Source organism: Kytococcus sp. Marseille-QA3725 (assembly GCF_054950055.1).
On record NZ_JBUCLA010000001.1, the window covers coordinates 460,407 to 484,092 of the forward strand.

18 protein-coding genes and 1 riboswitch are annotated in these 23,686 nt (G+C 72.6%); of the genes, 14 read left to right on the forward strand and 4 right to left on the reverse strand.

Annotated features, from left to right (window positions below; all coding sequences use genetic code 11):
• Positions 1-10: 10 nt before the first annotated feature.
• Positions 11-691 (reverse strand): hypothetical protein, encoded by a 681-nt coding sequence (locus ACY8FT_RS02115; protein WP_462417297.1) that lies wholly within the window; start codon positions 689-691, stop codon positions 11-13.
• A 168-nt stretch (positions 692-859) separates the two neighbouring features.
• A riboswitch (SAM riboswitch) is annotated at positions 860-950 on the forward strand.
• 211 nt (positions 951-1,161) lie between these two features.
• Here ACY8FT_RS02115 and ACY8FT_RS02120 point away from each other — a divergent pair.
• From ACY8FT_RS02120 to ACY8FT_RS02135, 4 genes are all read left to right on the forward strand, one after another.
• Positions 1,162-2,115: a methionine ABC transporter ATP-binding protein gene (locus ACY8FT_RS02120; protein WP_462417298.1), complete on the forward strand. Its 954-nt coding sequence runs from the start codon at positions 1,162-1,164 to the stop codon at positions 2,113-2,115.
• Positions 2,112-2,765: a methionine ABC transporter permease gene (locus tag ACY8FT_RS02125; RefSeq protein WP_462417299.1), complete on the forward strand. Its 654-nt coding sequence runs from the start codon at positions 2,112-2,114 to the stop codon at positions 2,763-2,765. Before ACY8FT_RS02120 ends, ACY8FT_RS02125 begins: the two co-directional genes overlap by 4 nt.
• A 147-nt stretch (positions 2,766-2,912) precedes the next feature.
• Entirely contained in the window at positions 2,913-3,764 is an 852-nt protein-coding gene (locus ACY8FT_RS02130) for a MetQ/NlpA family ABC transporter substrate-binding protein (RefSeq protein WP_462417300.1), read from the forward strand.
• Positions 3,765-3,843: 79 nt separating this feature from the next.
• Entirely contained in the window at positions 3,844-4,659 is an 816-nt protein-coding gene (locus ACY8FT_RS02135; protein ID WP_462417301.1) for a MetQ/NlpA family ABC transporter substrate-binding protein, read from the forward strand.
• Between the two features lie 3 nt (positions 4,660-4,662).
• Here the strand turns inward: ACY8FT_RS02135 and ACY8FT_RS02140 are convergent, their stop codons facing one another.
• The gene (locus ACY8FT_RS02140) at positions 4,663-5,694 is read right to left on the reverse strand and encodes a MauE/DoxX family redox-associated membrane protein (RefSeq protein WP_462417302.1); all 1,032 of its coding nucleotides are present in this window, start codon (positions 5,692-5,694) and stop codon (positions 4,663-4,665) included.
• 200 nt (positions 5,695-5,894) lie between these two features.
• Between ACY8FT_RS02140 and ACY8FT_RS02145 the strand changes: the two genes are divergently transcribed.
• Positions 5,895-6,506: a hypothetical protein gene (locus ACY8FT_RS02145; RefSeq protein ID WP_462417303.1), complete on the forward strand. Its 612-nt coding sequence runs from the start codon at positions 5,895-5,897 to the stop codon at positions 6,504-6,506.
• An 820-nt stretch (positions 6,507-7,326) separates the two neighbouring features.
• On the opposite strand, the gene ACY8FT_RS02150 is transcribed toward ACY8FT_RS02145, so the two are convergent.
• The gene (locus ACY8FT_RS02150; protein ID WP_462417304.1) at positions 7,327-8,703 is read right to left on the reverse strand and encodes an L-serine ammonia-lyase; all 1,377 of its coding nucleotides are present in this window, start codon (positions 8,701-8,703) and stop codon (positions 7,327-7,329) included.
• Between the two features lie 210 nt (positions 8,704-8,913).
• Between ACY8FT_RS02150 and ACY8FT_RS02155 the strand changes: the two genes are divergently transcribed.
• Entirely contained in the window at positions 8,914-9,888 is a 975-nt protein-coding gene (locus ACY8FT_RS02155) for a hypothetical protein (RefSeq protein ID WP_462417305.1), read from the forward strand.
• 30 nt (positions 9,889-9,918) lie between these two features.
• Here ACY8FT_RS02155 and ACY8FT_RS02160 read toward each other — a convergent pair whose 3' ends face one another.
• On the reverse strand, positions 9,919-11,730 hold the full coding sequence (locus tag ACY8FT_RS02160) for an AMP-dependent synthetase/ligase (RefSeq protein ID WP_462417306.1): 1,812 nt from the start codon (positions 11,728-11,730) through the stop codon (positions 9,919-9,921).
• 71 nt (positions 11,731-11,801) lie between these two features.
• Between ACY8FT_RS02160 and ACY8FT_RS02165 the strand changes: the two genes are divergently transcribed.
• The 8 genes from ACY8FT_RS02165 to hrpA are packed head-to-tail and all read left to right on the forward strand — an operon-like array spanning position 11,802 to position 23,604.
• The gene (locus ACY8FT_RS02165; protein ID WP_462417307.1) at positions 11,802-13,019 is read left to right on the forward strand and encodes a DUF445 domain-containing protein; all 1,218 of its coding nucleotides are present in this window, start codon (positions 11,802-11,804) and stop codon (positions 13,017-13,019) included.
• 56 nt (positions 13,020-13,075) lie between these two features.
• Entirely contained in the window at positions 13,076-16,087 is a 3,012-nt protein-coding gene (locus ACY8FT_RS02170; protein WP_462417308.1) for a Na+/H+ antiporter subunit A, read from the forward strand.
• Positions 16,084-16,671: a Na(+)/H(+) antiporter subunit C gene (locus tag ACY8FT_RS02175; protein ID WP_462417309.1), complete on the forward strand. Its 588-nt coding sequence runs from the start codon at positions 16,084-16,086 to the stop codon at positions 16,669-16,671. The genes ACY8FT_RS02170 and ACY8FT_RS02175 overlap by 4 nt, the downstream gene beginning before the upstream one ends.
• Positions 16,668-18,239 carry a Na+/H+ antiporter subunit D gene (locus tag ACY8FT_RS02180; RefSeq protein ID WP_462417310.1) on the forward strand — a complete coding sequence of 524 codons (1,572 nt, stop codon included), beginning with the start codon at positions 16,668-16,670 and terminating at the stop codon, positions 18,237-18,239. Before ACY8FT_RS02175 ends, ACY8FT_RS02180 begins: the two co-directional genes overlap by 4 nt.
• The gene (locus ACY8FT_RS02185; RefSeq protein ID WP_462417311.1) at positions 18,239-18,751 is read left to right on the forward strand and encodes a Na+/H+ antiporter subunit E; all 513 of its coding nucleotides are present in this window, start codon (positions 18,239-18,241) and stop codon (positions 18,749-18,751) included. Before ACY8FT_RS02180 ends, ACY8FT_RS02185 begins: the two co-directional genes overlap by 1 nt.
• The gene (locus tag ACY8FT_RS02190) at positions 18,748-19,074 is read left to right on the forward strand and encodes a monovalent cation/H+ antiporter complex subunit F (RefSeq protein WP_462417312.1); all 327 of its coding nucleotides are present in this window, start codon (positions 18,748-18,750) and stop codon (positions 19,072-19,074) included. The genes ACY8FT_RS02185 and ACY8FT_RS02190 overlap by 4 nt, the downstream gene beginning before the upstream one ends.
• Entirely contained in the window at positions 19,071-19,436 is a 366-nt protein-coding gene (mnhG, locus tag ACY8FT_RS02195; RefSeq protein WP_462417313.1) for a monovalent cation/H(+) antiporter subunit G, read from the forward strand. The genes ACY8FT_RS02190 and mnhG overlap by 4 nt, the downstream gene beginning before the upstream one ends.
• Complete coding sequence (gene hrpA / locus ACY8FT_RS02200; protein ID WP_462417314.1) at positions 19,429-23,604, forward strand: ATP-dependent RNA helicase HrpA; 4,176 nt, start codon at positions 19,429-19,431, stop codon at positions 23,602-23,604. The genes mnhG and hrpA overlap by 8 nt, the downstream gene beginning before the upstream one ends.
• Positions 23,605-23,686 lie beyond the last annotated feature (82 nt).

A 23,686-nucleotide genomic window follows, 5' to 3' on the forward strand; every position in this document is an offset into this window, starting at 1 on the left:
CGGTGTGTGGTCAGCCGCGGGGCGGCGGGGGCGGGGTGTTGTCCCCGCGGTCCCAGGACCGGTCGTCGCGCACCGGCTCGCCGTAAGTCGGCCGGTCGGTGGAGGCGTACGGGGCCGGCGGGGCCTGGTGACCCTGCTGGCTGTACGGGGCGGAGCGGGCGAACTGGTCGGAGTACTCGCCGTTGCTGTAGTGCGAGTAGGTCTGCTGCTTCTGCTTGCGGCGACCGAGGAACCAGAGCAGGCCACCGACCGCCATGAGGAACAGGCCGAGCAGGCCGAAGATGATCGCGGCCAGCGCGCCCAGACCGAGCTTCATGAAGTCGGAGAACTCACCGGGTCCGGAGAGTGCGTAGTCGCTGCCGGGGCAGGTGACCATGACGTCTCCCTCGCCGTCGGCCGTCAGCGTGCCGAGGACCTGGTCGCCGTTGATCTCGAAGTCGGCGTTGGCCGGCATCGCCTCGATGCTGCCGCCGGTCGCGGAGCACTCGGAGGCGTCGCCGGAGCTGTCCCCGAGGAGCATGCGCGACTCGTCGTCGTCCATGGAGACCGAGGTGGCGCCGTTGATCGTCTCCTTCTCGGTGAGGGCGTCGTTCGCCGAGCCGAAGGAGGTGCCGGCCACGATCGCCCCGATGATGCCGAGGACCAGCGACAGGACACCCAGGAAGAACAGGATCTTGCCGAAGGTCTTCATCGGCGTTCCCCTCTCGTGTCAGCGCCCGGGTGTCCCGGGCGGGTGTGCGTGCGGGGCAGGACGCCCCACGGTGGGGGCAACGGTACCGAGCCCGCGGCCGCCTGGCCGCAGGACGAGGCGGGGAGGGGCGCATTTGGCGAATTCCTTCTCGCGGCGTATCTTGAGCGCACTGTATCCAGAGCGGTGGAGAGATCTGGCTCCCTGAAACCGCAGCAACCCCCCGGCAGGGCGAGGGTGCTAACGCCAGAAACGATGGAGGAAACGATGCGCATCTGCTGTATGTGGACGAGGTCCTGAGGCTCCTGCCGGACCATCGACCCCTCACCCCGTGGTGAGTCGTCGTCGGACCCGGTAGTCCCCAGGCCCTCAGAACCCACGCCCCCCTTTTTTCGCCCCCGGCGTCGACCCGGGTCTGCCTCGGCATTCCCAGGTGTCCGTCGGGTCATTCCGTCGTGCCCGGAAGGACCTTCATGATCACCCTGGACAAGGTGTCCAAGACCTATTTCCCCACCGGTGGGGGAGAGCCCGTCCACGCCCTGGACGAGGTCTCCCTGCACATTGACCGTGGCAGCGTGCACGGCGTCGTCGGGCCGTCCGGCTCCGGCAAGTCGACGCTGGTGCGTTGCATCAACCTGCTGGAGCGCCCCACCTCGGGCAGCGTGACCGTGGACGGCCGTGAGCTGACGGCGCTGCGGGCCGGGGAGGTGCGTCGGGCCCGCCGTGAGATCGGCATGATCTTCCAGCACTTCAACCTGCTGGACTCGCGCACCGCCGCACAGAACGTCGCGCTGCCGCTGGAGCTGGCCGGGGTCGGCCGCACCGAGCGGGCCCGGCGGGCCGCCGAGCTCCTGGAGCGCGTCGGGCTCGCCGATCGCGCCGGAGCGCACCCGCGGCAGCTCTCCGGCGGGCAGAAGCAGCGCGTCGCGATCGCCCGGGCGCTGGTCACCGGCCCCGCGGTGCTGCTCTGCGACGAGGCCACCAGCGCGCTCGACCCGGAGACCACCGACGGCGTGCTGGACCTGCTGCGCGAGCTCACTGAGGACCTCGGGCTGACCACCGTGCTCATCACGCACGAGATGGACGTCGTCACCCGCGTGGCTGATGCAGTGACCCTGCTCTCGGCCGGTCGGGTCGTGGAGTCCGGCTCCCTGGCGGAGGTCGCCGCCACCCGGGGGAGCACCCTTGCCTCCCAGCTCGTGCCGCGCCCCGTGCGCCCGCTGGAGGCCGCCGGGCTGCCGCCCGGTGCGCGCCTCCTCACCCTCGACCTGGCCACCCAGGACGAGGACGCCATCATCGCCGAGCTCACCGCCACCGGCCACCGGGTGCAGGTGGCCGCGGCCCGCGTGGAGAACCTCCACGGCTCGCGCATCGGCACCCTCGACCTGCTCGTCACCGAGCCCGCCCGACAGGAGACCCTCGCATGACCACCGACCGCCTCGTCGAGGAGCTCGTCTCCGGCACCCTGGACACCCTCTACATGGTGGGGCTGGCAACCGGGATCGGTCTGCTGGTCGGCCTGCCGCTGGGCGTTCTGCTCGTGGCCACGGCGCCCGGCGGGCTGTTCCCGCACCGCCTGCTCAACGCGGTGGTGGCCGCCGTCGTGAACGCGGGCCGCTCCATCCCGTTCATCATCCTGCTGGTGCTCGTGGCCCCGATGACCAAGGTGCTGGCCGGCACCACCATCGGCCCGACGGCGGCCGCCGTGCCGCTGACCCTGGGCGCCATCCCGTTCCTGGCCCGCCTCGTGGAGACGGCGCTGCGGGAGGTCGACCCGGGCAAGGTGGAGGCCGCCTCCGCGATGGGGGCCAGCCGCGGTCAGGTGATCCGGGCGGTGCTGCTGCCCGAGGCGCTTCCGGGCCTGATCGCCGGCCTCACCGTCACCGTCGTCGCGCTCATCGGCTACTCCGCGATGGCCGGTGCTGTCGGTGGCGGGGGACTGGGCGACCTCGCCATCCGCTACGGCTACCAGCGGTTCGACATGACCGTGACCATCGCCTGCGTGCTGGTGCTCATGGCCCTGGTGGTCCTCGTGCAGTTCGTCGGGGACACCGCCGCCCGCCTCACCCGCCACTGACGGGGAGACGCCGCCGACCACCGGCGGCGTCCTCACCCCCCCCCCCACCCGCCCGGCACGGACCGGGCCCACCACCCGCCACGGCAGACCGCACCCGGTCGTGCCCAAGGCACCCCCTACCCGTGAACCCTCCCGAGAGGACCTGCCATGCCCCCCGCCGAGAGCTCCGCCACCCGTCCCACTCCCTCGCGCACCGCCGTCGCCCTGGCCGGACTGGCCCTGTCCGGGCTGGCGCTCACCGGCTGCGGCCGGGGTGACGCCTCGGCCGGCGACGTGCCGGTCGTGAAGGTGGCCGCGACGCCGACCCCGCACGCCGAGATCCTGCGCTTCGTCGACGACGAGGAGCTGGACGCCGAGAACGGATTCGAGCTGGAGGTCGAGGAGTTCACCGACTACGTGCAGCCGAACGTGGCACTGCACGAGGGCTCGGTGGACGCGAACTACTACCAGCACGAGCTCTTCCTGGAGAGCCAGGAGAAGGCCGCCGGGTACGACTTCGAGATCGTCGACGGGATCTCCAACCAGCCGATGGGCCTGTACTCCGAGAAGGTCGACAGCCTGGACGACCTGCCCTCGGGCGCCCGCGTGGCCGTCCCGAACGACCCCACCAACGGGGCCCGCGGTCTGTGGCTGCTCGAGGAGGAGGGCCTGATCGAGCTGGCCGACACCGGAGACACGCCGCCGACCCCCGAGGACGTGCGGAAGAACCCCCACGACCTCGAGTTCGTGCCGGTCGAGGCGGCCCAGACCGTGCGCTCGGTGGGGGACGTGGACGTCAGCGCCGTCCCCGGCAACTACGCCGTGGAGAACGGCCTGGAGGTGGACGAGGCGCTGGTCCGGGAGGAGCCGGACGACGAGCGCTTCGTCATCAACCTGGTCACCACCGCCGAGGAGGCCGACGACGAGCACCTGGCCGCCCTGGCAGAGGTCCTCCACGGACCCGAGGTGGGCGAGTTCATCCAGGACACCTGGCAGGGGACCGTCGTGCAGGTCGACTGAGCCGTCCGTCCCGGGGGGCAGGCGCCGCCCCCTCCGTCACCCAGCCTCACCACCCCGCTACATCCCACAGGAGAGAACCATGAATCCCACCCACCCCACCCGCCGCACCGTCCTCACGCTGACCGCCGCCTTCGCCTCCTCGATCACCCTCGGTGCCTGCGGCCGCGGGTCCGGGGGCGACACCCTGAGGGTGGGGGTCAACCCCGTGCCCCACGGGGAGATCCTCACCTTCGTCCGGGACGAGCTCGCCGCGGACGCGGGGCTGGAGATCGAGGTGGTCGAGTTCACCGACTACGTGCAGCCGAACGAGGCGCTGGACGCCGGCGACCTGGACGCCAACTACTTCCAGCACCAGCCCTACCTGGACGAGCAGGAGGAGGCCGCCGGGTACGACTTCACCAGCCTGGGCGCCGTGCACCTGGAGCCGCTGGGGGTGTACTCCGAGAAGGTCGACGACCTCGCCGGGCTCTCGAGCGGCAGCAAGATCGCCATCCCCAACGACCCCTCCAACGGTGGCCGCGCCCTGCGGCTGCTGGCCGACCAGGGCGTCCTGGAGCTCGAGGACACCGGGGACGCCGCCCCGACGGTGGGCGACGTGAAGGACGGCGGGCCGGAGATCACCGAGCTCGAGGCCGCCCAGCTGCCGCGCTCGCTGGGCGACGTGGACGCCGCCGTCATCAACGGCAACTACGCCATCGAGGCCGACCTCAGGCCCACCGACGACGCGCTCGCGCTCGAGGAGGCGGAGGGCAACCCGTACGCCAACCTGCTGGTCGTGCGCACCGAGGATGCCGAGGACCCGCGGCTGAAGAAGCTGGCGAAGCTGCTGGCCGGCAAGGAGGTGGCCGAGTTCATCCGCTCCGAGTACGACGGCACGGTCGTGCCCGCCGAGTGAGGCTCACTCGGCGGCGGTCCGCAGCTCCTCGGAGATCTCGTCCATGAAGCGGACGCAGAGGCTGCCGCCGGCGACCGGGCCGCCGGCGAGCAGGCCGTCGGCGCCCATGACGAACGCCGTCGGGGTGCTCCACAACTGCATGGTCTGCCGCAGGCGCTGGTCCTCGTCGTAGGCGACCACCCCGTGCTCCGGGCGGGCCGGGTGGTCGGGTGCCGAGGGAGTGGTGGTGACGGTCAGGACGCCGACGTGCGGGAACTCCTCGGCGAACTCCTCGGCCCGCTCCAGGGCCGTGGTGCAGCCGCCGCAGCCCAGGCTCACGTAGAGCACCAGCCACGCCTTCTGGCGGGCCAGGTCGCGCAGGTGCAGCGGGCCCTCGTCGCTCTCCACCTGCACGTACGGGATGGGGGTGCGCAGGTAGTCGAGCTCCTCCTGCGGCGCCTCCTGGGTGACGGCCTCGTCGCCCGGCTGCGGGTCCCGCACCGCACCGGCGTCGCGGGCCGAGGACGACCCGCCGCCGATCAGCCAGGTGAGGGCCACCGCCGCGGCCAGGACCGGCAGCCACCACCAGAGCCCGGTGCCCGTGAGCAGGCGGCCGATCACGCTGCCGCCGGCGGCCGCGTCCGCGACCGTCACGACGCCCAGCGCGACCAGCACCAGGTTGCGGACGACGGTGCTGCGGGTCACCTCGCCCTGTCCGAGCGCCCCGAAGCAGCCGCAGGTCACCGGCACGTCGAAGCCCAGGGCGCGCACGATGAGCACCGTGTAGACGATGCCGAGCAGCAGGGCGGCCACGGCCGGCAGCCAGTACCAGGGGGCTGGCAGGAGCAGCAGGGCCAGGGCGAGGAGGATCTCGCCGGGGCCCAGCAGGGCGGGGGCCTTCATCCGCACCAGCCAGGCCGGGAGCCGCAGCTGGTGGAAGGCGCTCTCGGTGCTCTCGGGGGCACCCAGCTTGGTCACACCACTGGTGCCGTACATGGCGGCGAGAAGGACCCCGGCTCCGGCGGCGGCATCGGGCAGGAGGGAGGTGTCACTCATGGGGGCATTCTCCCTCAGTCCGGAGGGAGGTCGGTGCGCCGACGTATCCCGGGTCATCATCGCGCCGCAGCCACGCGGACGGCAGGGGCCGACTCGGCGTGGAGCCCGTCCCGGCCCCTTCGGCGGGGCAGGGAGCGAGCCGACCACCGGCACAGGGACAATGGACGCAGTTCGTGAACAGTCGACGAAGGGACACACACATGACCTACCCGCCGCAGAACAACGGCTACCCGCAGCAGGGTGGCCAGCCGCAGGGCTACCCCCAGCAGGGTCACGGCCAGCAGGGGGACTTCCCGAACGCCCCGCGGATGGACGACCAGTACGGGCAGCACGACGGTCGCCGTCCGGTGGGCAAGCCGAAGCCCGTTCGGACCGCCGTCAAGCTCATGTGGCTGGGTGCCGTCCTGTCCCTGCTGGGCCTGCTGCCGGGTCTGTTCATGCAGGACCAGATCCGGGAGAACGCCAAGCAGCAGGCCGAGGCGAGGGGTGAGGCACTGGACTCGAGTGCCCTCGACGCGGCCGTGGCGATCGGCATCGGGACGGCGATCGTCCTCGGCCTCATCGGTGCCCTGCTCTGGGTCCTGCACGCCTGGGCCAACAGCAAGGGCATGAACTGGGCCCGCATCACCGGGACCATCCTGGGCGTGCTGTACATCGTGTTCACCCTGGGCGGTCTGCTCCTGGGCTCTGCCATGGGGACTGGCGGCAACCTCCTGGGCACGATCATCAGCCTGCTCACCGCGGCCCTCGCCGCGGTCATCATCTTCCTGATGTGGCGGCCGGAGAACCGCGCCTTCTACGGCAAGTTCTGACGCACTGACCCCCGGACACGCCCGGTACGCCGGTGGCCCGGTCGAGCGGAACGGCCCGACCCCTCGCCGAGGGGTCGGGCCGTCTTCGTGCGCGGGCCGGCCTCGGCGGCCGTGGGGCGGCCCGTTTCTGCGGTCGCCGTGGGCAGGAGAGCCGGGGCCGTCGGACCCGACCCCCCGGAGATGTGTGCCCACGTTCCAGAACCTCCCCGGAGAACCCGCACCTCTGGAACGCAGACACACTTTTGTGCCGATGTGCCGATGTGCCGATGTGCCGGTGCGTGAGTGAGCGCGGTGCCTGTACGTGGGTTCGGCCCTGGTGGGTGTTGGCGAGCACGGGCGCGGGCTCGGCTCTGATGGGCGTGGGAGCGGGGAGTGAGGAACCCGCGTCGGCCTCGGTCACCGGTGCCGGGAAGCCGCTCGCACGCGGGCCACGAGACGGTCACCCGCGCCGGCGCCCCCGAGATCGGGCCACACGACGCGGACGACACCGAGACCGAGCTCGCGGCGCGCGTCCTCCCGGACCTTCTTCCCGCCCTTGCGCCCCGTCGTACTTGACGGTGCCGTCGAACTCCACGGCGACACCGAGCTCCTCGACCAGCAGGTCCAACCGGTAGCGGCCCCGGCTCGTCTGCACCGTCACCTGCGCACGAGGCGCCAACCCGCCGGCCACCAGTGCCAGGCGGGTGCGCGTCTCCCCGACGGACTCGCTCCGGGCATCGGCCAGGGCGAGCGCCCGCCGAAGGACCACGACGTTGCGCAGACCGGGACGGCGAACGGCCCGGCCCCACCGCGGGGACCGGGCCGTTCCACGTGCGGGGGCTCAGCACTCGATGACGTTCACCGCCAGCCCGCCGCGCGCGGTCTCCTTGTACTTCACCTTCATGTCCGCGCCGGTGTCGCGCATCGTCTTGACCACCTTGTCCAGGCTGACGATGTGCGAGCCGTCCCCGCGCAGGGCGGTGCGGGCCGCGCTGATCGCCTTCACCGAGGCCACCGCGTTGCGCTCGATGCAGGGGATCTGCACCAGACCGCCCACTGGGTCGCAGGTGAGGCCCAGGTTGTGCTCCATGCCGATCTCCGCGGCGTTCTCCACCTGCAGCGGGTCACCACCGATGACCTGCGCGAAGGCACCGGCCGCCATCGAGCAGGCGGAGCCGACCTCGCCCTGACAGCCGACCTCGGCGCCGGAGATGGAGGCGTTCTCCTTGAAGATGATCCCCACCGCGCCGGCGGTGAGCAGGAAGTCGACGACCCCCTCGTCGTCCGCGCCCGGGATGAAGTTGGCGTAGTAGTGCAGGACGGCGGGGATGATGCCGGCCGCCCCGTTGGTAGGGGCGGTCACCACGCGGCCGCCGGAGGCGTTCTCCTCGTTGACCGCCAGCGCGTAGACGGTGATCCAGTCCATGCCCGACAGGGGGTCGGCCGCCTCCTCGTCGGCCTCCTTGAGCGCCTCCCACAGCGAGGGGGCGCGGCGCGGGACCTTCAGCCCGCCGGGCAGCGTGCCCTCGGCGTGCGTGCCGTTGTGCACGCACTCCTTCATGACCTCCCAGATCTCCAGCAGGCCGGCACGGATCTCCTCCTCGGAGCGCCACACCTTCTCGTTCTCCAGCACCACCTGCGGGATCGTCATGCCGGTCTTGCGGCAGATCTCCAGCAGCTGGTCACCGGTGGTGAAGTGGTGGGGCAGGGGGGTCTCGTCCTCGACGATGGAGGAGCTGCCGTCCGCGTTCTCGTTCACCACGAAGCCACCGCCGACCGAGTAGTAGACGTGCTCGCTGAGCACCTCGTCGTCGGCGTCGTAGGCGGTGAAGCTCATGCCGTTGGGGTGCACGGGCAGCGTCTTGCGGCGGTGCAGCACCAGGTCGCGGTCCTCGTCGAAGGTGATCTCGCGCCCACCGTTCAGGGGCAGCCGCTTCTCGGTGCGGATGCGCTCCAGGGTCCCCTCCACGGCGCGCGGGTCGCAGATCTCGGGACGCTCGCCGGCCAGGCCGAGCAGCACGGCCTTGTCGGACCCGTGGCCGACGCCGGTCGCCCCCAGCGAACCGTAGAGTTGGGCGTGGATCCGCTCGACCCGGTCCAGGACACCCTCCTCGCCGAGGCGCTCGGCGAACAGGACGGCCGCGCGCATCGGGCCGACGGTGTGCGAGCTCGACGGGCCGATGCCGATCGAGAACAGGTCGAACACGCTCAGTGCCACTGTCACTCCTTGGGGGGGGGGGGGGGGGGGGGGGGGGGGGGGGGGGGGGGGGGGGGGGGTCGGGGCACCCGCGGTGGCGGGCAGGGAAGAGTCTCCCACCCCAGGTGGGGCACGGGCCACATGAAGAGGCCCGGGTCGGACCGCTGCTCTACCATGGGGCGCCCCGCCTGATGGGGCGCTGCCGCGCCCGCGACCACCCGGAGGACCCCGATGACCCCGCCCTGCTCCCGACCGGGTCCCGTGGCGCTGCGCCGGCGCGTGCTGGCGGCGTCGGCGGCGGCCCTCGCCTCCGGCTGGCTGCTCACCGGGTGCGGCGACGTCTCGATCGGGATCGGCGGGTCGCCGGAGGAGTCCTCGGCGCAGGGCCGGTCGTCGACCTCGGGGGAGGACACGGCGGAACCCACCCGGGACGACGGGCCCTCGACCGACGACTCGTCGCCCGAGCCGACCGACACCACCGACACGCAGGACGGTGCTCCCGACGAGTCCTCCGGGGCGGCCGACCCGTCGGCCCCCGCGTCCACGGAGCCGGAGGACCCGGCGTCGTCCGGTGACGACGCCCAGCCGACCTCCCAGGAGCCGGCACCCGAGGAGTCCCCGGGCGACGAGACCGGTGGGTCGCCGACGAGCGACTCGTCCTCGGACGACTCGTCCGCGAGCGGGTCCGCCTCCGGGGACGGCGAGGCCGCGGACGCCCGCGGCAAGGTCGTCGAGGAGCCCGCGATCCCGCACCGTGGCCAGGCCTACCGTTGGCCGTCGGGCGTCGTCGTCCACGTGACCGAGGGGGAGTCCTACGTCCCCTCGTCGGCCGCGGCCGGCACGGAGGGCTTCAGCCAGTTCGAGCGCTACGAGGTGACGCTCACCAATCGCGCCCCGGAGACCTTCCGGCTGAGCGACTTCCGCCTCGGGGCCCAGAGCGCCGGGGAGCCGGCCTCCCGCGTGTTCGACGCCGGGAACGGCATCAACTCGCTGCCGGCGCGCGACCTGGCCACGGGGGAGACCGCCACCTTCCCGGTGGTCTTCGGCGTCAAGGATCCGGAGGACACGGTGCTCGACGTGGTGCAGGCCTTCGAGCTGTCCGACCGGGTGGTCTTCCTGCCGCCCGCGGACGACGACGAGAGCGCCGACACCGAGAGCACCGAGAGCAGCGACGCCGAGGAGGCCTCCCCGTCGGACGAGGGCTGAGCCGCCCCCTCTCAGTGGCGGAGGCCCCGCTCAGCGGTAGAGCGCGTCGATCTGCGCGGCGTACTTCCCGGCCACCACGGACCGGCGCACCTTGAGCGTCGGGGTGAGTTCCCCGCCCTCCATCGTGAACGGCTCGTCGGCCACCACCACGTGGGTGATCCGCTCGTAGCGGGCCAGCTCCGAGGTCAGCTCCGCCACCCGGTGCGAGACCTCCTTGCGCAGCGTCGCAGGGTCGGTCCCCGGCATCTCCTCGTCCACCGCGGCCCGGTCCAGCGAGACCACGGCCGTCAGGTAGGGCCGCCCGTCGCCGACCACCATCGAGTACTCGATGAGGGCGTCGCTCTCGAGGAGGCCCTCGATGGCCGCGGGCGCGATGTTCCGGCCGCCGTCGGTGACGATCAGCTCCTTCGAGCGGCCGGTCAGGGAGAGGAAGCCGTCCTCGTCGAGGCGGCCGAGGTCACCGGTGCGGAACCACCCGTCCTCGGTGAACGCCTCCGGGCTCGGGTCGGTGCCGTCGGCGTTCGGCAAGTAGCCGGCGAACACGCCGTCCCCGCGCACCTGGATCTCGCCGACGCCGGGCAGATCGGGGGCGTCGGCCTGCGGCACGATGCGCACCTCCATGCCCTCGATCGGCGTGCCCACGGTGCCGAACCGCCACTCCCGCACACCGGGGCAGGCCACCACCGGGGAGGTCTCGGACAGGCCGTAGCCCTGCGAGACGAGCAGGTCCGCGGCCAGCAGGAACTCCTCGACCTCCCGGCGCAGCGCCGCCCCGCCGACGGCCATGCAGGTCTTCGGGCCGCCCAGCACGTCGCGGATGCGGTGGAGCACCACCCGGTCGGCCACCCGGTAGGCGACCTCGGTCAGGGGGTGCACGCGCTCACCGCCGTGGCGGGCCAGGTTGCGCCGCAGGCCCACCCGCATCGCCCAGTCGAAGAGGCGGCGGGTGGCGGCGTTCCGGTCGGCGTTCTGGTGGGCACCGGCGTAGACCCGCTCGTAGAGCCGGGGAACGCTCACCATCACCTGCGGCTGCGCCGCAGCGAGCAGCGGCTGCACCTCGCGCGGGTTGCGGCAGTAGGCGATGGTGAGGGCCTGCTGCACGCCGAAGGCGGTCCATGCGCGCTCGAGCGCGTGGGACAGCGGCAGGAAGCTCAGCGAGCGCTGACCGGGGGTGAAGTCGAAGCGGTCCTCGATGGTGTGGAACTGGGTGGTCAGGTTCCGGTGCGTCAGCGGGACGGCCTTGGGGGTGCCGGTGGTGCCGGAGGTGTAGAGGATCGTCGCGACGGCGTCGAGCTCCGCGTCGGCCACCCGGCGGGTGACCTCCCGGTGCACCTGCTCGGGGGCCGCGTGCCCGGTCGTGATCGCCTCCTCGAGGTCGACCACGGGTACGCCGAGCGCCTTCCTGGCCGTCGCGGTCGCCGCCGGGGAGCACTCGACGGCCAGGACGCCGCGCAGCGCCTCGGCGTCCACCAGTGCGGTGACGCGCTCCAGCTCCTCGTCCCCGAGGACGGCCACCACCGTCGCCCGGCTGTGCTCCAGGACGTAGCGCTTCTGGGCGGTGCTGGAGGTCAGGTGCACCGGCACCACGGTGGCGCCGGCCGACATCGCGCCGTAGTCCACCACGGACCACGCGGGGCAGTTGGGGGAGACGATCGCGACCCGCGCCCCTGTGCGCAGCCCGGCGTCCACCAGGTAGGCGGCGAGGTCCAGGGCGCGGCGCTCGAACTGCTCGTAGGTCCACTCCTGCCAGTCGCCGTCGACCAGCTCCCGCTGCGCGACCACCCCCGGATGGGCCGCGGCGGCGTCGCGGAGGTGCTGGGGCAGCGGGGCGAGCGTCGGCATGGCGACAGGGTACGGGGCGGGTGCCGTCCCCGCCGCCGCGTGGGCCCGCGGGCGCGTGGAACCATGGCGCCATGACACCGGACCGGGCCGCAGTGCGCCGCATGCAGACGGTGGCCACCGGCCTGCTGGTGCTGGCCGCGGTGGTCTTCGTGCTCACCCCCTCCGACGGTCCCTGGGGCTACCTGCACGCCACGGCCGAGGCGTCGATGGTGGGGGCGATCGCCGACTGGTTCGCCGTCACCGCCCTCTTCCGGCACCCGCTGGGCGTGCCGGTGCCGCACACCGCGATCATCCCGCGGCGCAAGGACGAGATCGGGGAGGCCCTGGAGTCCTTCGTGGCCACCAACTTCCTGACGCCCGGCACCGCGGCGGACCGCTGGGTGCGCGCCGGGGTGACCGCCCGCGTGGCTCGGTGGACGGCGGACCCGCCCCACGCGCGGTCGGTGGTCACCGAGGCGCTGCCGGCCCTGCGGCGTGCCCTGCGCGCCGCCGACCGGGCGACGGTCCAGGAGCTGGCCGGCGAGCACCTGCTGCCGCGGCTGGCCCGGGAGCCGCTGGCACCGCTGGCAGGTCGCTGGCTGGAGGAGGTCGTGCGCAGCGGCTCGCACCGGCGGCTGGTGGACCTGGGGGTCGACGAGGTGGTCGCCTGGCTGGAGGCGAACCCCGAGCGGGTGCAGTTCATCGTCCGCACGCGCGCACCGTGGTGGTCGCCGCAGTGGGTCGACGACGCGGTAGTCACCCGCATCCAGGAGGAGCTCCTCGGCTGGGCGCGCGACGTCCAGCGCACGCCGGACCACCGCATCCGGGCCAGCGTCGACGACCTGCTGGCCGACCTCGCCCGGGACCTGCAGCACGACCCGGCCACCGCGGAGGCCATGGCCCGCGTGCAGGAGCGCATCCTCACCGACCCGTCGACCGCCGCCACCGTCGCCGACCTCTGGGAGGGCCTGGCCCTGGTGCTCCTGGAGGCGCTGGAGGACCCCGACGGGCCGCTGCCGGCCCGGCTGGCCGCCGCCCTGGCCGACGGGGCAGGGGGCCTGGCGGAGGACACTGATGCCTGCTCCGCGCTGGACCGCCGCAGCGCGGAGGTCGTGGGCGGTCTGGTGGACCGGCACGGTGCCGAGCTGGCCGGCGTGATCTCCGAGACCGTCAGCCGCTGGGACGCCACCGAGACCTCCCGGCTGCTCGAGGGCTACGTCGGCAAGGACCTGCAGTTCATCCGCATCAACGGCACGGTCGTCGGTGGTCTGGTGGGCCTCCTCCTGCATGTCCTCGGACAGTTGACGTGACCAGCACGTAGACTCCCGGCGTCCCAGACCAGCCCGACCGCCCTTGGGGGTGACCTGTGTTCGCCTTGATCCTGGCGCACCTCGTGGCCGCCCTCTGCGCGCCCGTGCTGGTGCGTGCGCTGGGCTCCAGGGCGTTCCTGCCGCTCTCGCTGCCCTCGGTGGCCGCGGTGGTCTACCTCGTGTCGAAGACGCCCGTCGTGCACGGTGGCGCAGCGGACCACCCGCACCACGCCGTGGGGGAGGGCCTCGGCGCGCTGCCGCCGGCCGTCACCGAGAGCTGGTCCTGGGTGCCCCAGCTGGGCATGGACCTCGTCTTCCGCCTGGACGCGCTGAGCTGGCTGCTCGCGATGGTCGTGGCGGCGATCGGCACCCTGGTGCTGGTCTACTGCGTCGGCTACTTCGAGGACGACGAGCCGGGGCTGGGCCTCTTCGCCGGCTCCCTCACCGCCTTCGCCGGCGCGATGCTCGGCCTGGTCACCACCGACAACCTGGTGGTCCTCTACGTCTTCTGGGAGCTCACCTCGGTGCTGAGCTTCCTGCTCATCGGCCACCGCATCACCTCGCGGCACTCCCGCTCCGCGGCGATGGAGGCGCTCGTCATCACCGCCAGCGGCGGACTGGCGATGCTCGTGGGCATCATCGGCCTGGGGCAGGCCGCCGGCACCTACTCGATCAGCGGTCTGCTCGCTGACCCGCCGGCCGCCGGCACCCTCGTGACCGCCTCGGTGGTGCTGCTGCTGGCCGGTGCCATCACCAAGTCGGCGATGGTCCCCTTCCACTTCTGGCTCCCCGGGGCCATGGCCGCGCCCACCCCGGTGAGCGCCTACCTGCACGCCGCGGCGATGGTGAAGGCCGGCATCTACCTGATCGCCCGCTTCGCCCCGGCCTTCTCCCACCTCGAGGTGTGGCAGTGGACCGTCCTGCTGCTGGGCGGGCCGACGATGCTGCTGGGTGCGTGGCGCTCGCTGCGGCAGGTCGACATCAAGCTCGTCCTGGCCTACGGCACGGTCAGCCAGCTGGGCTTCCTCGTGCTCGTGGTGGGACACGGCACGCAGGACGCGGCCCGCGCCGGCCTCGTGCTGCTGCTCGCCCACGCGCTGTTCAAGGGCTCGCTCTTCCTGGTGGTCGGTGCGATCGACCACTGCACCGGCACCCGTGACCTGCGGCGTCTCTCCGGGCTGTCGCGCTCCATGCCGGTGCTGTTCGTCACCGCGTGCATCTCGGCCGCCTCGATGGCCGGTCTGCCGCCGCTGCTCGGCTTCGTCAGCAAGGAGGGCGCCTACACGGTGCTCAACCCGGTCGAGCACGGCTGGACGACGCCCACCGGGCTGGCCTTCTGGTTCGTCCTCGTCGGCTCGATGATGACCTTCGCCTACTCGGCCCGCTTCGTCTGGGGCGCCTTCCGCACCCAGCGCACCAAGCCGGTCACCGAGGTGCACGCCCCGGGCTTCTTCCTGCAGGCCAGCCCGGTGGTGCTGGCGGTGGGCACCGTCGTGCTGGGTCTGTTCAGCAAGACCCTGCTGGAGCCGGTCGTCGCCCACTACGCGGGCTTCTGGCCGGCCTCGGAGCACCCGCTGCACCTGGGCCTGTGGCACGGCTGGAACGTCGTGCTGCTGTTCACCGCGCTCACGATCGCCGTCGGTGTGGTGCTGCACCTGGCCCGCCGCCAGGTCAACGGATTCCAGCGCGGGCTCGTCGCCCTGGACCTGCCCGGAGCGCAGCGGGGCTTCCTGCTGTCCATGCGCAGCGTGGACCGGGTGGCGCTCGAGGTCACCGGCCTGTTCCAGCGCGGTTCGCTGCCGGTCACCCTCGGCATGATCTTCCTGGTGGCCATGGTGGTTCCGGCCGTCGTGATGGCCGTTCAGGGTGTTCCGCTGCCGACCGACCTGCGCCTCATGGACTCCTGGGCCCAGCTCGGCGTCGCGCTCGTGACGACGGCCGCCGGCATCTGGGCGGCCCGCTCCACCCGCCGCCTGCGCGCCGTCATCCTGGCCGGCGTGACCGGCTACGGCTCGGCCGTGCTCTTCATGCTCTACGGCGCCCCGGACCTCGCCCTCACCCAGCTGATGGTGGAGAGCATCTCCATCGTGGTGTTCATCCTGGTGCTGCGCCGCATGGCGGGACAGTTCCCGGACACCCCGCGCCCGTTGGAGAAGGTCGCCCGGGTGCTCATCTCCGTGGGCGTGGCGGCCGTCCTGTTCGTCGTGGCGCTGGTGGCTGCGAACTCGCGAGGACACGTCCCGGCCAGCCGGGGCCTGCTCGAGACCGCGTACACCAAGGGCGGGGGCCACAACGTGGTCAACGTGATCCTGGTGGACACGCGAGGCTGGGACACGATGGGTGAGATCGCCGTCGTCCTCGTCTGCGCCACCGGTGTGGCCAGCCTGGTCTTCCTCCGCGAGGAGGTGCTGGAGACCGCCCGGGCCGCGGCGTCCTTCTCCCGCAACCGCCGCTCGGTGCACCTGGAGGCCGACACCCAGGGCAGCCGCTGGCTGGCCGACGCGAGCCGCATGAAGACCACCCGCCGCTCGGCGGTGCTGGAGGTGCTCACGCGCCTGGTCTTCCACTCGATGATGCTGTGGAGCCTGTTCGTCCTGCTCGTGGGTCACGACGCCCCAGGCGGTGGGTTCGCCGGTGGCCTCCTGGCCACCCTGGCCCTGACCGTCCGCTACCTGGCCGGTGAGGCCGACGAGCTGCGCGCCGCAGCGCCGGTGCTCTCGGGCACGCTCATGGGCGCGGGGCTCTTCCTGGCCGTCAGCACCGGTGTGCTGGGCATGGTCGCCGGCGGGGAGCCGCTGCAGAGCTGGGTGTTCGACCTGCACCTGCCCCTGCTCGGTGGGCTGCACCTGGTCACCCCGGCCTTCTTCGACATCGGCGTGTACCTCGTCGTGCTGGGCATGGGCGTCGGCCTGCTGACCAGCCTCGGTGCCGGTGTCGACCGCCAGATCGAGGCCGAGCGGGGCGAGAGCCACCGCGACGCCCTGAGCCGCCACGCCGACGACGAGTTCGTCCGCTACGGCCTGCGCCACACCGAGCGCCCCGTCGAGCGTCCGGAGTTCGAGGCATGACCGATCCCATGACCCCCTCGCTGGCCCTGCTGGCCGCCGGCGCCGTCCTCGTCGGGTGCGGTGTCTACCTGCTCCTGGCCCGGTCGATCGTCCGCATGCTCATCGGCTTCGTGCTGGTGGGCAACGGCGTGAACCTCCTGTTCCTCAGCGCGTCCGCGCCTCCCGGGGAGCCGCCGCTCATCGGACAGGTGCCCGCCGAGGACATGGCCGACCCGCTGCCACAGGCGATGATGCTGACCGCCATCGTCATCTCGCTCGGGCTCGTCTCGTTCCTGCTGGCCCTGGCGCACCGCTCCTGGCAGCTCAGCGGCACCGACCGCGTCACCCACGACCCCGAGGACCTGCGCATCGTGCTGCGTGCCGACCGCAACGACATGTCCGGTTCGCAGTTCCAGGGCGACGACGACCTCACCCCGGACGACGTCGACGACGCCGACATCGACGAGGAGGGCGACCACTACATGGAGGCCGCCGTCCGCCGGTTCAAGGAGCGCCGCCGGGAGATCCGCCGCCACCGCGCGCGGGCCTTCCAGCCGCTCGACGACGAGCAGCCGCCGGTCGACTCCCGGGGAGGTGACCGGTGAGCGACGTGAACCTGTCCTTCATCGCCCCGCTGGTGGTGATGCTGCCGCTGCTCGCTGCCGGTGTGACGCTGGCCGTCGGCCGGCACACCGTGGCCCAGCGCGTCATCTCGACCGTCGTGGTGGCGACCTGCCTGTTCGGCTCCGGCCTGCTGCTGTGGGCGGCGGACACCCGGGGGCCGCAGGTGGTGGCGACCGCCGGGTGGATCCCCTACGAGGGCATCGTGCTGGTGGTCGACCGGCTCTCGGCCGTCATGCTCATCGTCGGCTTCACGGTCATCCTCGGGGTGCTCTGGTACTCCAACGCCGAGGGGCGGGAGTCCTTCGACCAGGAGGCCGGCGGCAAGGCCCCGCTGGCGATCTTCCACCCCTCGCTGCTGGTGCTCGCGGCGGGCGTGGCCACCACCTTCGTCTCCGGCGACCTGTTCCACATGTACGTCGGCTTCGAGGTGCTCCTCGGCGCGAGCTTCGTGCTGCTGACCATCGGTGGCACGGCCTCCCGCGTGCGCGCCGGCGTCACCTACGCCTTCGTCTCCCTGCTCAGCTCGACGGTCTTCCTGTTCGCCGTGGCCATGGTCTACACGGCCACCGGCACCGTGAACCTCGCCGAGGTCTCGCTGCGGATGGCCGAGCTGCCGCAGGGCACGCAGGTGATGCTGCAGTCGCTGCTGCTGGTCGGGTTCGCCGTCAAGGCGGCCGTCTTCCCGATGTCGAGCTGGCTGCCGGACTCGTACCCGACGGCACCGGCACCGGTCACCGCCGTCTTCGCGGGACTGCTCACCAAGGTGGGCGTGTACGCGATGATCCGGGTGCAGACGCTCGTCTTCCCCGACGGGATCCTGCAGGACCTGCTGCTTTGGGCCGCCCTGCTGACGATGCTCGTGGGCATCCTCGGCGCCGTCGCCCAGACGGAGATCAAGCGCATGATCAGCTTCACGCTGGTCAGCCACATCGGCTACATGCTCTTCGGCCTGGCCATCGGCACGGCCGCGGGTGTCGCCGCCGCGATCTTCTACGTCGTCCATCACATCCTCATCCAGGCCACGCTCTTCCTGGTGACGGGCATGGTGCAGCGCCGCACCGGCGTGAGCACGCTGGACCGCCTGGGCGGGCTCATCCGCACCGCCCCGTGGATCGCGGTGCTGTGGTTCATCCCCGCCATGAACCTCGCGGGCATCCCGCCCTTCTCGGGCTTCATCGGCAAGGTCGGCCTCATGCGGGCCGGCGCCGAGGTCGGCACCCCGATGATGTGGCTGCTCATCGTCGGCAGCGTGGTCACCTCCGTGCTCACGCTGTACGCGATCGCCAGGACCTGGGCCAAGTCCTTCTGGGGCGCCCCGAGCCGGGCCGAGGGCATGGGCCAGGAGGCCGTGCCGCTGGGGCCGGGGCTCTTCCTGCCCACCGGCACGCTGGTCCTGGTGGGCCTGGCGCTGACGGTGTTCGCCGGGCCGATCTACGGCGTCTGCGAGCGGGCCGCGGAGGACCTGGTGAACCCGGCCGCCTACATCGGGGCGGTCTCCGACGCGGCCTCCGCCATGGAGGCGGAGTACCCGACGGACGGGGGCCACTGATGACGCGTCGCATCCAGATCCTGCCGCTGCTGTGGCTGGTGCTCCTGTGGGTCATCGCCTGGGGCTCCTACTCGCCGATGATCCTGTTCGGCGGGCTGGCCCTCGGGCTCCTCGTGACCCTCGCGTCGCCGCTGCCGAGGCTGCGCCTCAACGCCACCCTGCGCCCCTGGGCGCTGGTGGTGCTGGTGGCGGTCTTCCTGAAGGACCTCGTGAAGGCCGTGTGGGACGTGAGCCTGCTGGTCCTGCTGCCGGGGCGCAGCACGGACGCCGCCGTCGTGGTGGTGCGCTTCGCCGCGGACGAGGAGCTGTTCCAGACCATCACCTCGGAGATGATCACCCTGGTGCCCGGCACGATGGTGATCGACCTGGACGAGCAGACACGGGTGGCGCACGTCCACTGCCTGGGGGTCCGCGACGCCGCGGACGCCGAGACCGTCCGGCAGGAGTGCCTGGAGCAGGAGCGGAGGGTGCTGGCCGCCTTCGACGCCGACTACCGCCGGGAGGACCGATGAACGAGATCACGACCTGGCTGCTGGCCGCCTCCGCCGGGGTGCTGGTGGTGGCCGCCGCCGTGGCCATGGTGCGCATCCTGCGGGGTCCCACGGCGCTGGACCGCATGGTGGGCTCCGACGTGCTGGTCAGCGTGCTGCTCGGCTTCTTCTGCCTCATCGGTGCCTGGTGGCTGGTGCCGCAGGTGACCACCGTGATGGTCTCGCTGTCGCTGGTGGCCTTCCTGGGTGCCGTGGCGGCCGGCCGGTACGCCGCGCGCGACCGGGACCGCGGCTGGGCCAAGGACGAGCGGGTGGACATGTCCGCGGACGGGAGGCCCTCGTGAACGACGTCCTCCAGGTCCTCGGCGGCGTGCTCATGCTGCTGGGCTCCCTGCTCTCGGTGATCGCGGCGATCGGGCTGCTGCGCTTCCCCGACCTCCTGACCCGCATGCACGCGGCCACCAAGCCGCAGACGCTCGGCCTGGTGCTGCTCGGGGCGGGGCTGGCCCTGTTCATCCGCGAGTGGCCGGTCTGGGGTGCGATCTTCCTGACCGTCCTCTTCCAGTTCCTCACCGCCCCGGTGGCCGCCCACATGGTGGGCCGAGGGGCGCTGCGCACGGGGCAGGTGCGTCTCCCGCTGTACGAGGACGCCGAGGTGGCCACGGAGTCGGAGGCCGCCGACTCCGTCGCCCGGACCCATGACTGAGGGGGCGCGGGGACGCAGGAGGCCGGACGGCGACCAGGGGCAGGGCCGCAGGGGTGCCCCCGGTCGCAGGGGTGGTCGTGGACGCGGTCGCGGGCGGGGCCGTGGTCCGGGTGGCCCGCGGCGTCGTGGCCCGCGTCCGCTGACGCCGGAGCAGGTCGAGGCGCGCCGGGCGTCGGTGCCGGAGCTGACCTGGCCCGACCTGCCGGTGGTCGACCGCAAGGACGACCTGGCCGCCGCCATCCGCGACCACCAGGTGGTCGTCGTCGCCGGTGAGACCGGCTCGGGCAAGACCACGCAGCTGCCCAAGATCTGCCTGGAGCTCGGGCGCGGTGTCACGGGCACGATCGGGCACACCCAGCCCCGGCGCATCGCGGCGCGCTCGGTGGCCGACCGCATCGCGCACGAGCTGGGGGTCGAGCTCGAGGACCCGACCGGCCCGGTCGGCTACCAGGTGCGCTTCACCGACATGACCAGCCCGCAGACGCTGGTCAAGGTCATGACCGACGGCATCCTGCTCAACCAGATGCAGTTCGACCGCGACCTGCGCGCCTACGACACCCTCATCATCGACGAGGCGCACGAGCGCAGCCTGACCATCGACTTCATCCTGGGCTACCTGCACCAGCTGCTGCCGCGGCGCCCGGACCTGAAGGTGATCATCACCTCGGCCACGATCGACCCGCAGCGCTTCGCCGACCACTTCGCCGAGGCGGTCGGGGGAGAGGTGCCGGTCGTCGAGGTCTCGGGGCGCACCTACCCGGTGGAGGTGCGCTACCGCCCGCTCAGCACCCTGGACACCTCCAACCCGAACGCGCTGGAGGACCCCGAGGGCTACGACGAGAGCACCTACTCCGAGGAGGAGATCGACCAGGTCACCGGCATCGCCGAGGCGGTGCAGGAGCTCTGGACCGAGGCCGTGCCCGCCGACGACCCGCGCCCGCAGGACCGCGACATCCTGGTGTTCTGCTCCGGTGAGCGGGAGATCCGCGACGCGGTCGACGGGCTGGAGGGGCTGAAGCTGCCGGGCACCGAGATCGTGCCGCTCTACGGGCGCCTCTCGGCCGCCGAGCAGCAGCGCGTCTTCAAGCCGCACAACAAGCGGCGGGTGGTGCTGGCCACCAACGTGGCCGAGACCTCGCTGACCGTGCCCGGCATCCGCTACGTGGTGGACACCGGGACCGCGCGCATCTCGCGCTACTCCCAGCGCCTGAAGGTGCAGCGCCTGCCGATCGAGAAGATCTCGCAGGCCTCGGCCAACCAGCGCGCGGGCCGCTCGGGGCGCGTGAGCGCGGGCATCTGCATCCGCCTGTACTCCCAGGAGGACTTCGAGGCCCGGCCGGAGTTCACCGACCCGGAGATCCAGCGCACCTCGCTGGCCAGTGTCATCCTGCAGATGGCGCACCTCGGGCTGGGTGACGTCCAGCGCTTCGCCTTCGTCGACGCGCCGGACGCCCGGCAGGTGACCGACGGTCTGCGGCTGCTGCACGAGCTCGGGGCGGTCACGCGTCAGACAGCCTCCACGGGGGGAGTGGTGCGGCTCACCGAGGAGGGGCGCCAGCTGGCCTCCATCCCCGCCGATCCGCGGCTGGCCCGCATGCTCCTGGAGGCCCACCGGCGCGGGGCGCTGGCCGAGGTGCTGGTGATCGTGTCCGGGCTGTCGATCCAGGACCCGCGCGAGCGGCCGGCCGAGAAGCGCGAGCGTGCCGATCAGCTGCACGCGCGGTTCAAGGACGAGAACTCCGACTTCGTCGCCCTGCTGAACCTCTGGGCCTACGTGCGGGAGCGCAAGGGCAGCCTCTCGGGCTCGGCCTTCCGCCGGATGTGCCACGCCGAGTTCCTGCACTACCTGCGTCTGCGCGAGTGGGTGGACGTGCACCACCAGCTGCGCAGCGTGGTCAAGGGCCTGGGCTGGGAGGACTCCTCGGTCGGCGTCGAGGCGGACCGCACCCGCGGCCGCGACGACGGCTTCGCCCCCGTGGACCCGGCCAAGGCGGAGGTCGTGCACCGCAGCCTGCTGCCGGGCCTGCTGAGCCAGGTGGGCCTGCGCGACCGCGAGGCGCGCGACTACCTCGGGGCCCGCGGGGCGCACTTCTCCATCCAGCCGGGGTCCGGGCTCTTCCGCAGCCGGCCGGACTGGATCGTCTCGGCCGAGCTGGTGGAGACCACCAAGCTGTGGGCGCGCACGAACGCGACGATCGACCCGGCCTGGGTGGAGGACGCCGCCGCGCACCTGGTCAAGCGGCAGTACTCCGAGCCGCGGTGGTCGTCCAAGCGCGGCTCGGCGGTCGCCGACGAGCGGGTGACGCTGCTGGGCATCCCGCTGGTCGCCGGGCGGCAGGTGGGGCTGGCGAAGGTCGACGCGCCGCTGGCCCGGGAGCTGTTCATCCGTCACGCTCTGGTCGAGGGTGACTGGTCGACCGGCCACGCCTTCTGGGGGCACAACAAGAAGGTGCTGGCCGAGGTCGAGCAGCTCGAGGCCCGGTCCCGCCGGCGCGACCTGCTGGACGACGAGGCGCTCTTCGCCTTCTACGACCAGCGCGTGCCCGAGCAGGTCGTCTCGGCCGTGCACTTCGACTCGTGGTGGAAGAAGACCCGCCGCGAGCAGCCCGAGCTGCTGGACCTCTCGTTGGAGGAGGTGACCGGGGAGGACTCCACCGAGGTCGACCTCGCCGACTTCCCGAGCACCTGGGTGCAGGGCGAGCACGAGCTGCCGCTGACCTACCAGTTCGAGCCCGGTGACGAGGCCGACGGGGTGACCGTCCACCTCACGTTGAGCCAGCTGAACCGGGTGCGCGACGAGGGCTTCGACTGGCAGGTCCCGGGGCTGCGCGAGGAGCTCGCCGTGGCTCTGCTGCGCTCCCTGCCCAAGGCGGTCCGGCGCTCCTTCGTGCCCGCACCGGACCACGCCGCGGCGGCCTTGGGCGACCTGGGCGAGGAGCTCGGGGCCGCCGGGGAGGGCGTGGGCAGTCCGCCGCGGGGGAGCGGCGGGTTCGCCGCCGCGCTGGCACGTGCCCTGCACCGGCGCACCGGCACGCCGCTGGACCCGGCAGACTTCGACGCCGCCGCCGTGCCGCCGCACCTGCGCATGACCTTCCGGGTCACCGAGGACGCGCCCGGGAGCGCTGGTGGACCCGCCGGCAAGGGCAAGGGCTCCCGCGGCAAGGGCCGGCGCCGCCGTCCGAAGGTGCTGGCCGAGGGCTCCGACCTCGGTGCCCTGCAGGCGCAGCTGGCCGGGTCGCTGCAGGAGGCGGTCTCCGGCGCGGCGGCCGAGCTCACCGCCTCCGGGCTGACCGACTGGACCATCGGGGAGCTGCCCGACCACTTCGACGACGGTGCGGTGCAGGGCTGGCCGGCCCTCGTGGACGAGGGGTCGACCGCCGGCGTGCAGGTGTTCGCCGACCCGCGCCGGGCCGCGCACGAGCACGCGCTGGGGCTGCGGCGGCTGGTGCTGGCCGGGTTCACGCCGCCGTGGAAGCGGATCCTGCGCAGTGTGGACGACCAGACGAAGCTCGCCCTCGGCGCGGCCCCGCACGGCTCCACCCAGGCGCTGCTCGACGACGCTCTGGCTGCCGCGGTGGACTCGGTGATCGCCGAGCGGCTGGCGAGCGCGGGTTCCGTGCGCACCGCGGAGGCCTTCGAGGAGGTGGCCGCCACCGCCCGTCAGCAGGCAGCGCCCCGCATCCTGGAGATGGTTTCGGCCGCCGGGCAGGTGCTGACCGTCGTCCCGGTGGTGCAGCGGGCCGTCGAGGCCATGACCGCCCCGCGCGTGGAGGCGCTGGCCGCGGACCTGCGCGGCCAGCTGGTGGGGCTGGTGCACCCGGGCTTCCTCACCGAGGCCGGCTACGACCGGGTCAGGCACCTGCCGCGCTACCTGCGGGCGATGGAGCACCGGGCCACCAAGGCACCCACCGACCTCGCGCGCGACGCCGACCGGCAGGCCGTCATCGAGACCGTCGAGCGGGAGCGGGCCGACCTGCTGGCCGGCCTGGACGACGCCGAGCGCCTGCGCCCGGACGTCCGCGCGCTGCGGTGGATGACCGAGGAGCTGCGCGTCAGCCTCTTCGCCCAGCAGCTCGGCACCGCCCACGCGGTGAGCGAGAAGCGCATCTACGCGGCGATGGACGCCGTGGAGTCCGCGCTGGAACAGAGCCGGGGCGCGCGGCGTTGACCTGACACGGCCCGCCGCCCCGCGCGACGGGTCCTCGTCCGGCGGCGAATCGACCGGACGACCGCAGACCATGACCCAGAGG

Bases quoted from the DNA above. Each gene is read 5' to 3' on its own strand.
- ACY8FT_RS02130 (WP_462417300.1), top strand. From the start codon at position 2,913: ATGCCCCCCGCCGAGAGCTCCGCCACCCGTCCCACTCCCTCGCGCACC.
- ACY8FT_RS02155 (WP_462417305.1), top strand. From the start codon at position 8,914: ATGACCCCGCCCTGCTCCCGACCGGGTCCCGTGGCGCTGCGCCGGCGC.
- ACY8FT_RS02125 (WP_462417299.1), top strand. From the start codon at position 2,112: ATGACCACCGACCGCCTCGTCGAGGAGCTCGTCTCCGGCACCCTGGAC.
- ACY8FT_RS02135 (WP_462417301.1), top strand. From the start codon at position 3,844: ATGAATCCCACCCACCCCACCCGCCGCACCGTCCTCACGCTGACCGCC.
- ACY8FT_RS02160 (WP_462417306.1), bottom strand. From the start codon at position 11,730: ATGCCGACGCTCGCCCCGCTGCCCCAGCACCTCCGCGACGCCGCCGCG.
- ACY8FT_RS02145 (WP_462417303.1), top strand. From the start codon at position 5,895: ATGACCTACCCGCCGCAGAACAACGGCTACCCGCAGCAGGGTGGCCAG.
- hrpA (WP_462417314.1), top strand. From the start codon at position 19,429: ATGACTGAGGGGGCGCGGGGACGCAGGAGGCCGGACGGCGACCAGGGG.
- ACY8FT_RS02165 (WP_462417307.1), top strand. From the start codon at position 11,802: ATGACACCGGACCGGGCCGCAGTGCGCCGCATGCAGACGGTGGCCACC.
- ACY8FT_RS02115 (WP_462417297.1), bottom strand. From the start codon at position 691: ATGAAGACCTTCGGCAAGATCCTGTTCTTCCTGGGTGTCCTGTCGCTG.
- ACY8FT_RS02185 (WP_462417311.1), top strand. From the start codon at position 18,239: ATGACGCGTCGCATCCAGATCCTGCCGCTGCTGTGGCTGGTGCTCCTG.
- ACY8FT_RS02140 (WP_462417302.1), bottom strand. From the start codon at position 5,694: ATGAGTGACACCTCCCTCCTGCCCGATGCCGCCGCCGGAGCCGGGGTC.
- ACY8FT_RS02120 (WP_462417298.1), top strand. From the start codon at position 1,162: ATGATCACCCTGGACAAGGTGTCCAAGACCTATTTCCCCACCGGTGGG.
- ACY8FT_RS02175 (WP_462417309.1), top strand. From the start codon at position 16,084: ATGACCGATCCCATGACCCCCTCGCTGGCCCTGCTGGCCGCCGGCGCC.
- ACY8FT_RS02190 (WP_462417312.1), top strand. From the start codon at position 18,748: ATGAACGAGATCACGACCTGGCTGCTGGCCGCCTCCGCCGGGGTGCTG.